Here is an 11,811-nt window from a genome sequence, read left to right as displayed (position 1 = left end):
GAGCTACGCGGCGTTCTCGACCAACCTTTCCCAGCGCGGATTGCCGCGCAGCGGTCGAAGCAACGGCGAAAGCAGCATCGAAATCCGGTAATCGCCCCACCGTATGTGGGCGTAGTCCGCCGATGACGCCGCGTCGCTGCGAATCCGCTCCTGTCCCGCCTCGAGCCAATCGAAGGCCCTGTCGACCTCTCCCCAGTAGGCGTACACCTCGGCGAGCCGAATCGCGTCGATCTCGTCGTAATCGGCGGCGAGCCTTCGGAGAGCGGCGCGCGCGCTCTGGTGCCGCCCGCGGGCATGCTCGATCAGCGCCAGGCCTTGTTCCCGGTCCGGCCCCGGCGGGGTGTGCTCGACCACGGCCTCGGCCTCGTCCACCTGCCCGAGCAGAAGCAGAACCTGAGCGAACGTGGCTTCGAGGCCGATGCCGCCGGCGGCATCCGTCGCGGTCGGCGCCGGATTCAATTCCAGCGCCTCCAGTAGCGCTGCCCTAGCCTCTTCGAAGCGTCCTGCGGCCGCCAGATAGGCGCCGAGATTGGACTGATAGACATAGGCGGCCGGATCGAGCGCCACCGCACGCTCCTGCAGCTCGATGGCCTCCGCGAGTCGGCCCTCCTGGGCGGCATTGCCGGCCGCAACGGACAACGCCAGCGGATCGTTCGGATCGAGCGCCAGAGCGCGGTGGTGCTCACGCTTGGCGGCGCTCGAATCTCCCGCGTTTTCGAAATAGTCGCCGAGCCGCGAATGCGCTTCCGGCAGCTCCGGGTCGAGCGCCAGCGCCTTCTGCGCGGCTTCTCGTTGCTTCGCGAGCGCTTGCGCCCTTCCGGGGCCGCCCCGCGCGAACTCGAGCCCGTAAACTGCGGCGAGGCCCGCCCACGCTCTCGCGTCGCCGGGCGCGAGCTCGAGCGCTCGAAGGTAGTATTTCTTCGCTCTCTCGACGTCGCCCGACGCGCGCCGATAGTAAAAGAAGCGCGCTTTGAGATAGCGCTCGTACGCGTGCGCCTCGGCCGGCGTCGCAGCGCGGGGCCGTTCGAGGTCGAGCCTCACCTGCAACGCGTTCGCCACCGACGCGGCGACGCGTTCCTGGACGGCGAAGATGTCGTCGAGCCCGCCCTCGTAGGTATCCGCCCAGACCTGCGCGCTGTTGGACGCGTCGACGAGCTGGACGGTGACGCGGATCTGATGCCCCGACTTGCGCACGCTCCCCTCGAGCACGTGCGTCACGTTCAGCAGCCGGGCGATCGTCGCGACATCCAAGTCCTTTGACTTGAAGGAGAACGACGACGTGCGCGCGATCACCCGCAGCCCCGGCGATTGGGCCAGCAGGTTGACGAGCTCTTCGGCGAGGCCGTCGGAGAAGTATTCCTGGTCGTGCTCCCGGCTCAGGTCGGTGAACGGCAGCACGGCGATCGACGCACGCACCGCGGCCGCTTCGGGCGCCGATCCGGCGGGAACGCCGGCCGTTCTGACGTTCCACCACCCGGCCGCTCCCGCGACGAGGAGAACGATCGCCGCGCCTGCGATCCAAGCCGACCGACTCGGCCATCGGGAAACGCCGGCCGCGCTCGCGTCGCCTCGCGGCCGGCGCGGCGCGCAAGCGACAACCGGAGCCGCCAGACGATAGCCGCGCCCCCGGACTCCGGCGATGTAGCGCGGCGCTCGGGCCGAATCGCCCAGCGCCTCGCGGATGATTCTGACGCGCTGGCTCACGGTCTCCGGGCCGACGACGACACCCGGCCAGGCGCGCTCCATCAGTTGCTCGACCGACAGCACATCCGGCGCGGCGCGCACGAGCGCCAGCAGCAACGCGAACGAGCGCGGGGAGAGCTTGATCTCGGTGTCGCCCCGGGCGACCGATTGCCGGCCGACATCGATTACCAGATCGGCGACCCGGTAGCCTGACACTTCCGGTCTGCTTCGGCCTGCGTCCTCGGGTGCCATGCCCAGCGCCGCCTCGCTCGGCGCTGAAGTTCGGAGGCGGAGGGACCCACGATGTTACGACGAGGTGCGCAAAAGAAAAGCGGCGGTGACTACGGGCGTGTGAGCTCCGCAGATCGCTGCGACGCACGCAGCGCCGAGGCGGGCAGCCGCCCGGCATCGTGCGCCGGGCGGCGCTCGAACGGAAGCCTACTTCGGCGGCACGCTCGCACCGGCCAGCACGGCGGCCGGTGACCTGCCCTGGTGAAGGGCGGTCAACATCGGATGATTCACGGCTCCGACGGCGCCTGCGATCGCGTCGTCGCGGCAGCCGTTCCACGCGGCAAACCGCCTGAGATCGGCGTTCGCGGGCCGCGGCCCGCACACTCTGTCGCCTGCCCGCTGGATGCGCCGGTACAAGGCCTGCACACCGGATGCGGAGGCCATGTTCAGGTCGGCGTAGGAGACCGCGATCTGCGGACCGCGCGGGGGCGGCGCGTCGGTCAACGCGTAGCGCGGAGCGATTGCGAGCACGGCGAATGCGAAGAAGCCGAAGACGAGTTTCGATGCATCGAGGCGAGCGTTCATGGTGGTTCTCCAGCGCGGTGATGGGATCGAGCGGCCGATACGCTACGGGCCACGCCGCGGCGATGCATGAAGAGCGCGTTAATTGTTCGTGACGATTGCGTGAAACGAGCACGAGCGTCCGGCTTCACGCTCGCCGGGATCGGTTTGACGTTCCGGGCACGGGGTACGAGGACATTCGCGTCAACGGATTGCGAACGGGCATCGCCGCGAAGGCCTCGCAACGTGACAAGCTCGAGCGCCTGGCGTGCTACGTTGCAAGGCCACCGGTGGCCACCGAGCGGCTGTCGCTGACCGAGGGCGGAAATGTGCGCTCTGCATTGAAGACGCCCTATCGTGACGGTACGACGCACGTCATCTTCGAGCCCGAGGACTTTATCGCGCGCCTTGCCGCACTCGTGCCGAAGCCCCGCGCGCACCTGATCCGCTATCACGGGGTGTTTGCGCCGGCGAGCCCGGATCGGGCCCTGGTTGTGCCCAGAACGCGCGCCGCCCTCGCCAGTGAGTGCGGCGAGGCATCCGTCACCGACCGGCTACGGGCCCTGACTTGGGCGCAGCGCCTCAAGCGGGTATTCGCCATCGAGATCGAGACGTGCCGGCGCTGCGGCGGCCGCCTTCGTGTGATTGCCAGCATCGAGGAGCTCACGACGATCGAGCGGATTCTCGAGCACCTCGGCCGGGGCGCGGAGCCCGCCAGCCTGGGGTTGCACTCTAGTCCCAGCCGAGAGCCGACGAGCGCGCGCGGCCGAGTCGGCGCGGCGGCCCTGGCCAATTCCGAGAAACCGTGCGCCGGAACCACGCATCCGTGCCGAATTTCCGGTTTGCCGCGCAAAAAAACGGTAATCCGCGTACTATGCCGTGGGATAGGATGGCTGCCCCCGGTGGATCGACGGCATGACGAGAAGTGACCTTTTGATCGACCTCGTGCGCGCTGGCGTCAAAGGCGACACGGACCGACTGCGCACGGTAGCCGCCGCGATCGCCGCCGATGAGAGGGCAAAGAAGCATGATGGTGTAGCGGATCGAATTGCGCGGGCTCTTGAATCGGCATCCACATCGAACGGGAACGCCTTGCGTCGCGTGCCACGCAGTGACGGCAGCACGGGAATCGTTCGCCGCGAGCCGTGTAGGCCACTAGCATTGCTGCACCTCGCGACACAAGTTCGTTCAGCCTGCGATGAACTAATTGAAGAACAGAGGCGCGCCGATGTTCTTCGGGCACACGGCCTGGAGCCTCGTCATCGGGTGCTTCTGTCGGGTCCTCCTGGGAACGGAAAGACGTCCCTCGCCGAATGCCTGGCATATGAACTGTCGTTGCCATTCTTCGTCGTGCGGTATGACGCCGTCGTGACCAGTTATCTGGGCGAGACCGCGCAACGCCTTCGGAAGTTGTTCGATTTCGTTCAAATGCAGCCATGCGTTCTATTTTTCGATGAATTCGACGCGATCGCGAAGGAAAGAGGTGACATCCACGAGACCGGAGAGATAAAGCGAGTTGTCACTACGTTTCTGCTCCAGCTTGATGATCTGCCTTCGTACTGTGTCGTTGTAGCGGCAACGAACCATCCCGAGCTTCTCGATCGCGCCACATGGCGGCGGTTCCAACTGCATCTTGAGCTCGATCGTCCGTCGAACGAGCAGCTGCAAGCCTATTTCGCAGGGCGGCTAAAGGAGTTTTCCGAACCTCCCGGTTACACCGCTAAGCGCCTTTGTTCGGTACTGCGTCTCACAAGTTTTTCCGAAGCTGAGAATTTCTTCTCGGACCTTCACCGGCGCTGGGTGTTGAATCAGGGAGCAGTTTCACTGCGCACCGTAATCGACGATCGTGTGCGCGTGTGGCGCCAACGGCCCAGCAGCCCTGAGAGCACAACCGACGATGCCCGAGCGATCGATCCTTCGACTAGCCAATCCACGTAATGCGCAGCGGCAGACCGGGGCACCACGGAAAATCCCCCGTGCAAAGGGTCCGGGGAGGGAAAGGCAGGGACAGCGCTTCCGACGAGCGTTCGACCGGCTAGCTCAGGCACTGACGACAGACGATCCAGCGGTCGAGCTTCGTCGAGACCCTAACGGCATTGCGCCAGAGCGAGCACTCGTATTCGTCACGGCGGCCGCAATTCAGAACTTCGCTCGAGTCGCCCGCGCCGCCGGGCTCGAAATTGTCTTGGAGATGGAGCGCGACCCGATTGGACCGAGCGAAGATTTCTTACCAGCCAAGGGTACTGAGACGCTGACGCCAACTCTATACGCGACCATCCCGACAATCGAGGCTTTCAGAGACATGCTCGGCATGTGGCGCGCATACCAGCGTGGTGACGACGCGCCGCACGGTTTGACGCCGTGGTGGAATCTCTTCGATCTTCTGATCGAATTGCGACCGTGGGGTCCGCAAGATCGATTTCCTGAAGGAGTGCGAGCGGCGCTGCGCGATCGACTCCCTCTAGACGACGATGAGGAAGTACTTCTCGAGCTAGAAGTGGTTCCCCGCACAGCCCACAAAAGAGAGCGGCATGGCGAGCAGAGACGGAGGAGAGAGTACGCCAGCTGGGCGGGCGCGTGGTGGATCGTAGCTCTATCGTTGCCGATGACTTTGTGTATGACGCATTGCTCGTTGGGCTGAGCGCTCGGGTGACTCGTGCGCTCATCGACGACCCGTTTGACGTCAGTGGCCTTGCCATCCTAGACGGGATTCAGTTCATTCTGCCCCAGACAATCGGCCTCGCTCCGCGAGCAGACGATGGACCGCCCAACGAATACGCGACTGAGCTGCTACCGAATCCCGATGGGCCTCTGCGGGCCGCGCTGTTCGACGGTACCCCTGTGGCAGCTCACCCTAGTTTGGCCGGCGGCGTCGTAATCGAGGACGTGCACGGACTGGTTCCAATGACCCCAGTTGAACAGCGCTACCACGCCACGAGCATGGCGTCGCTGATCCTGAGGGGTGATCTAGTGGCGGATGGAGCGCCCTTGCGTGAGTCGCGGATCGTGAGCGTGCCGTTGCTGGTCCACGCTGATGGTGACGAGCGGTCACCTCGGGACCGGCTGCTCGTCGATTTGATCCACGTCGCGTTGGTTCGGATCTTCTCCGGTGCGGAGGCATATGCGCCAGATGTTTTTGTTGTAAATCTAGCAATTGGCGTTTTCCAGTCACGGTTCGCCGGGCGCATTAGCTCGCTGGCGCGTCTAATAGACTGGTGGTCGGCAAAAGAAGGCGTGCTGTTTGTTATTTCCGCGGGCAACGTCAGCGAAGAACTTCTTCTCGCATACCACCACGCCGATTTCGAAACCGCAACCGTAGAAGAACGGAGGGCGGTCGTCGACGCCTTTTTGCGCGAAACTGTCTATGAAAGGTCTCTTCTTGCGCCAGGCGAGGCCCTAAATGCCCTAACCGTTGGTGCGGTCTCGTGTGATCTGGCTCCCGGTAATCCACCAATGGTTGCCGGAATCCTGCGCATCGATACGGACGACGACGATCTACCTGCCGTGTCCAGCGCTATGGGGCTCGGACCGTTCGGAGCAATCAAACCCGACTTCTTGACTGTTGGGGGAGTGCATGAAGTCCGCGTGTATCCCTCGCGGCAGAGCACCCGTTTGCGCGTATTGTCCCCCTCACAGCGCACGGGGTTGCACGTGGCTTCGCCAAACCTGGCGTTGCGCGTTCCCTTTCAAAGGACTTGCGGCACAAGCTGTGCGGCAGCTTTGACTACGCGCGCCCTTCTCCAATGCGCGGAGGCTCTCACCGAAGAGGGTGGCCCGTATGAGGGCATTGAGTTGTCGCGACGCGACGTCGCCCTTCTAACACGCGCGTTGGCCGTGAATGCATCGAAGTGGCCAGAAAGTGCGGAGCGCCTTTATGCCGCCGAGTACGCGAGGCTAGGCCTTCATCAGCACCGCCGCGCGAAAGCGGAAGTCGCTCGCCGTTACGGGTACGGCGTCCTAGCTCCTGAAATGATGATAGAGGCCCCTAAAACCGGCGTGACGCTTGTGGGATTGGGTGACGTGAGGCTCGATCAAGCGAAGATATTCGACGTACCGCTCCCGCCGTCGCTGTCGGCGCGCAAAGTACCTAGGTCGCTGCGCGTTACGATCGCCTGGTTTTCGCCAGTCACCCTAACGCGCGCGCGGTATCGGATGGCTGCACTCGAAGCCGTGGCAGCTGGACACGACGGCGAAGTAGATGAAGAACGCGATGACGGCTGGTACCTCAAACTTAAGTCTGTTGGGCCAGGCAACAACATGATCGGTCATGGAACCGTTTGGTCGCGCAGACTTGTTGCAGATAGTAGGACAACGCCGACGTATGACGAGCACGCGACCATGCCGATAAGAGTGCAGTGCAAGGATGGAACGGGAAATTTGGACCCGGATCTCGACATTCGTTTCGCGATCGTCGTGACCCTCGAGATCGAGGCTGAGGTGGAGTTCGACGTGCGCGAAGAAGTTCGTCAGCGGCTCGGGGTTCGCGTTCGTCCACGAGGAACGTGAACGGCTCAAGGTGGTGTTGAACGAGAGTACGTACTACGCTTCGCTCATCCTCCGTGTCGCCTCCGCGCTCAAAACGGGCTGGCACCTTTTGTTGTCAGCTCGAGCCGCGATCGGCGAACGGCGGTAGGGAGGTTTTGCTGCCGTTAGTAGCACTAGCACCGCTAGCTCTATGTCCCCTCAGGAAGTCGGCGCCCAGTTCGGTCTTGATGCTGCTCTGCTGAAGCAGATCAATTGGAAACTAGCGCTTGCGCGCATCGTTCACGACCTACGATCGGATTTCATCTACGCACCGCACATCAACTTCATCTACCGCAAGTCCCAACATCGGCCATTCGCTACGTTTTGAAGCTCGACGTGGCGAATTGCTTCGGCTCGCTCAATCAGCACAAACTCATCAACGTGCTCGAGGATGCCGGGTACCCTCACGGGTTGGCATCAAGGCTTGAAGCTGTTCTTGCCCGCTACACGGGTGAGCGCAATTCACGCGGTATTTTGCAGGGAATGTTTCCCTCAGATCTGTTCGGAAACTATTACCTCGCGCCTATCGATCTTATGCTGAAGGAACTTAATGTGCCCTCGGCTCGCTACGTGGATGACATATATGTAGGAACGTCGATGAGGGCGAGAAGGTGCTTCGCGCGATCATTCCGGCCTTGCGCAGCTACGACCTTGTCCTCAACGAGGCCAAGTCATCGATCATGCCGAAGGCAGCACTCGTGACAGAGGAGCCCGATCTCGAGCAGCTGTTTTCCGATGCCTTTGATGAGGTGGCGAGCGAAGTCGACGACGACAAGTCAGCAACTACATCCAAGCTGCGATTTTCTACTCATCGCGGACGTGGCCGCGGGCCGAGCGTGCAACGGCCAAGGCGAGCTGGAGTGGGCATGGTGTGCTCCACGATCTTCTGACACCAGTGGCGTCCTCGACGGCAGGCAAGAGTAAGAAGTAGTCGACAGGCGGTATTCGGTACTCCGGAAGCGAATAGTGCGCAGGCGGGAGCGTCGGTGCCCTTCCCAAACGGGATTCGTGCCTTCTGTCCGCCTGCGTCAGGCCGCCGTTGATCTGAAACGTTGCTTCGGAAGAGCAAATTGCGCCGAAGCAAGCCGCATCGGACAACCGGCCCATGATGCTCCTAATGTTATCGCGACCGAGAATGTCGCCTCTAACCTCAAGGAACGTCAGATGAAGCCCGCCTGCCTTCGGTCCCTCGATCTCGTTCTCCTCTCGGCCGGATCCGCCTTCGCGCATCACAACATATCGGCGATGTTCGACTTCAACCAAGTCGTCACGCAAATCGGCACGCTTGCGGAGCTCGATTGGCGCAACCCGCACATCTACATCTATGTCGATGTCGACGAGGACGGCGCGGTCGAACCCTGGTCGTTCGAAGGGCCGCCGCCGGCTTCTTTCGAAACCGCAACGTCGACAGCCCGCATTCGAGGGGCCTATCGGCCAGCACCTCACCGTCGAAGCGAGCCGCGCTCGCAACGGTTCGATGTCGGGCTAGATCTGACAGGTCACGCTCGGCGACGGCACGGTCGTTTCGGCCCGCCCGCAGAACTGCTGAGCCGCTCGCGGCAAGCGAGCGCTCGGTGCAGCGGCGGAGCTCGCCGGCTCCGGCGCGAGGCTGCGATCAGCGTGCGGCGATCGCCGGCGCGAAGAACGCCCAGCGCTCGCCCTCGGGGTGACGGAAGATCACGCGTGGCGGCTTCGGCGCTCACGCCCCCGGCCGTCGAGATCACGACCGAGTGCATCGCCCCGTTGTTGCGGTACGCACCTCCCGCCCGGGCTCGGCGGACGCCCCTTGCAGGCTCGCTCGCTCCGTGCCAGCTCACATAAGGGCCCTTATACACACTATCCGCATCGTAGCCTCGAGCGACATCGTGACCGGTTTGTTGCCGACCCGAAAGGTAATCGTCTTGCGCGAGTGGAGCTTCGTCGCGCCCTGTGGCTGGCCGAAAGCTGGACAGCCGCGCTAATCTCCCACTCACGGATGTTGGGCTCGATTCAGACCATCGCGGGGGGAGGGGTATCGCCATGAGTCGAAGGTCTCGCTCGGTCCTGCTTGCATCGCTGGTTCCGGTGGTCCTGCTCGGCGGCGCATTCGGCGTCGTCCAGGCCCAGAACGCAAGAGCGCCAGCAGTCCAGGCGACAAAATGGTCCGATCCTGCCACTTGGCCAAATCACAAGGTTCCGGCCGCCGGCGACAAGGTCATCATCGCCAAGGACCAGCACGTGATCCTCGATGTCAGCCCCCCGGCTCTGGGCGGTCTCTCCATCGACGGCAAGCTCACCTTCTCGAACGACGCCGATCTGGAGCTGACCACGGAGTGGATCATGCTGCACGGCGAGTTGGAGATCGGCACCGAAGCCCGTCCACACACCCGCAACGCGACCATCACCTTCGTCAACAACGTCCCCAATGAAGCCGTGATGGGCGGCATGAACGATCGCGGCATCATGATCGCGGGCGGCACGCTGAGCCTGCACGGCGATCGGACGAACGCCTGGACGAAGCTCTCGGCGACGGCCGAGAAGGGCGCCACGCAGATTCAGGTTCTCGATGCCTCGGGCTGGCGCGTCGGCGACGAGATCGTGCTCGCGTCGACGGACTACGATCCGCGCCAGGCCGAGGTCCGCAAGATCACGGCGATCCGCGGCAACACGATCACGCTCGACAAGCCGCTCGAGTACATGCATTTCGGCAAGATTACCTTCGACGTGGACGAGCGCGGCGAAGTGGGCCTGCTCACGCGCAACATCAAGATCCAGGCATCGGAGGACGCCGAGGAGTCGTACTTCGGCGGCCACATCATGGCGATGCCGGGCAGCGAGATGTACGTCTCGGGCGTCGAGCTCAATCTCATGGGCCAGCACCTGACCCTTGCCCGATATCCGATTCACTGGCACCTCGTCGGGGATGCGAAGGGCCAGTACATCAAGAACTCGGCCATCCATGACACCTTCAACCGCTGCGTGACGGTGCACGGCACGCACAACGTGAGAATCGAGAACAACGTGACCTACAACAACGTCGGTCACTGCTTCTTCCTCGAGGACGGCATCGAGCATGGCAACGAGTTCGTCAGGAACCTGGCCATCCAGACCAAGTGCCATCCGGCCAAGCCCTGCCAGCCGGTCAATCTCGCCCCAAACGGAGAGAGAAGCTTTGCGAACGAGAATCGCCAGGCTTACAGGGAGGCCAGCTTTTTTGGCGGGGACACCCTGCTGCCTTCGGACAACACGGTCGCGTCTTACTGGATCACGAATCCGGACAACACCTTCATCGACAATGTGGCCGCCGGTTCCGATGCGAACGGCTTCTGGATGTCGCTGCCCGAGCACCCAATCGGTCAGTTCGAGGGCGCGGCGATCGCGCAAGCGATCTGGCCGCGCCGCACGCCGCTGCGCGAGTTCCGGGGCAACGTGGCCCACTCCAACTACGACGGGTTCATGTTCGACCGGAACATCAATGCGGAAAACACCTTCGGCTTGGCCGGTCCCTCGTACATGCCCAAGGAAAACCCTGCCGACCCGAACAGCAAAGGCGTGGAGGCGCACTTCGAGAACCTCACCACCTACAAGAACCGCAATGGCGGCGTCTGGGGCCGAGGCGAACTGCACGTCTTCAGGAACCTGAAGTCGGCGGACAATGCCATAGGTTTTACGCATTCAAGCGGTTCCTTCGGCGATGACTTGTTTACGTCACGGGTGGTCGATTCGCTGTTCGTGGGCGAAACCGAGAACGTCGGCAACCCCGGGACGCCGGAGGAAAAGGCCTACGGCCGCAGCCTGCCGAAGCCTCTGATTCCGGATTACCCGATCCACGCCTATGAGTACTACGACTATCGTCATGACGTTGTTAACACGACCTTCGTGAATTTCCAGGGCAACGAGCTGCGCGGATCAGGCGCGCTTACATGGCTGTTGTATACGGGCGCCGGGGTTACCACCGAAAACACCGTCAAGGGTGCGAAGTTCGTCAATGCCAAGCCCGTGTACTTTCCGAAAATCGACCCGAGGTTCGATAGTGACAACCGGAATGCCGTGGCCTACCGGAGCCTGGCGATCCACGACCTGGACGGTTCGACGACCGGCATCCCTGACTCCTATATCCTGCTCCACGACGGCGAGAACGACAGCGTCGCCACGGACGACACCTGCGAGATTCATCCCAGCTGGAACGCCTCTGTGTGCACGGGTGATATAGGACGCATTCGGTTCAGCATGCCGAGGCCCGGACCCACGAGGGGGGCCGTTCTTGCGCTGCCCGATGTTCCTGTGCGGTCAGCTGCGGCTGCGCGGGGGGGCGCTCCTGCGCGGGGGGCCGGTCCTGCGCGGGCGGCTGCTCCTCAACAGCCAATTACCCTGAGCCGCAATGGCAAGGACTTCCAGATCACGGCCAACCAGAGCACTGTGCGCGCCGGCACCGAGATCCGCGTGAAGACCGAGAGACCGGAAGTTGCCATCAGTTTGACTGAAATGGCCGAAGGCTCATGGGTCGTGTTCGAGCTGCCGGGTTTCACCAGCGCGACCTCCGGGAAGCAGCAGGACAGCCTCGACGCCCTGCGCAAGGCGACCGAGACTTCGTATTTCAAGGGTCCGGATGCCGTCTGGGTGAAACTGGTAATCCCGACCGCCCCCAAGGGCGTTGGCAGGGACGAGTTTGGCCCGTTGGTCACTCAAACCAGCATTGTGGTACGACGATAAGCAAACGGCGAGAACGTCCTCTCGCTTCGCGAGATGATCGGGCAGCAGCGGCCACGTCGTGAACAACGAACCTTTGTGCGCGAGCGTCATGATGTCGAACGGCTCGATCGGGCGCCGCCA

General features: G+C 63.0%; 6 protein-coding genes and 1 pseudogene. 5 read left to right on the top strand and 2 right to left on the bottom strand.

The features are described from left to right. Nucleotides 1–3: 3 nt before the first annotated feature. Nucleotides 4–1,899, bottom strand: coding sequence for a winged helix-turn-helix domain-containing protein (locus VF329_06300; GenBank protein HEX7080605.1), 1,896 nt, complete (start codon nt 1,897–1,899; stop codon nt 4–6). A 222-nt stretch (nt 1,900–2,121) separates the two neighbouring features. Further along, nucleotides 2,122–2,499 carry a UrcA family protein gene (locus tag VF329_06295; protein ID HEX7080604.1) on the bottom strand — a complete coding sequence of 126 codons (378 nt, stop codon included), beginning with the start codon at nt 2,497–2,499 and terminating at the stop codon, nt 2,122–2,124. A 197-nt stretch (nt 2,500–2,696) separates the two neighbouring features. On the opposite strand from VF329_06295, the pseudogene VF329_06290 reads away from it, so the two are divergent. From VF329_06290 to VF329_06270, 5 genes and pseudogenes are all read left to right on the top strand, one after another. Continuing rightward, nucleotides 2,697–3,170, top strand: a pseudogene (locus VF329_06290) (transposase). Between the two features lie 238 nt (nt 3,171–3,408). Beyond that, nucleotides 3,409–4,413 carry an ATP-binding protein gene (locus tag VF329_06285; GenBank protein ID HEX7080603.1) on the top strand — a complete coding sequence of 335 codons (1,005 nt, stop codon included), beginning with the start codon at nt 3,409–3,411 and terminating at the stop codon, nt 4,411–4,413. 966 nt (nt 4,414–5,379) lie between these two features. Further along, a complete protein-coding gene (locus tag VF329_06280) occupies nt 5,380–6,981 on the top strand; it encodes a S8 family serine peptidase (GenBank protein ID HEX7080602.1) in 1,602 nt (533 codons plus the stop codon). Between the two features lie 629 nt (nt 6,982–7,610). Beyond that, nucleotides 7,611–7,889: a hypothetical protein gene (locus tag VF329_06275; protein HEX7080601.1), complete on the top strand. Its 279-nt coding sequence runs from the start codon at nt 7,611–7,613 to the stop codon at nt 7,887–7,889. A 1,129-nt stretch (nt 7,890–9,018) separates the two neighbouring features. Then, nucleotides 9,019–11,691, top strand: a complete 2,673-nt coding sequence (locus VF329_06270) for a G8 domain-containing protein (protein ID HEX7080600.1) — start codon at nt 9,019–9,021, stop codon at nt 11,689–11,691. Nucleotides 11,692–11,811: the final 120 nt, after the last annotated feature.

This window comes from Gammaproteobacteria bacterium (assembly GCA_036381015.1).
Classification (GTDB): Bacteria; Pseudomonadota; Gammaproteobacteria; order Steroidobacterales; family Rariloculaceae; genus ZC4RG20.
This window is presented reverse-complemented; position numbering and strand designations above follow the sequence as displayed.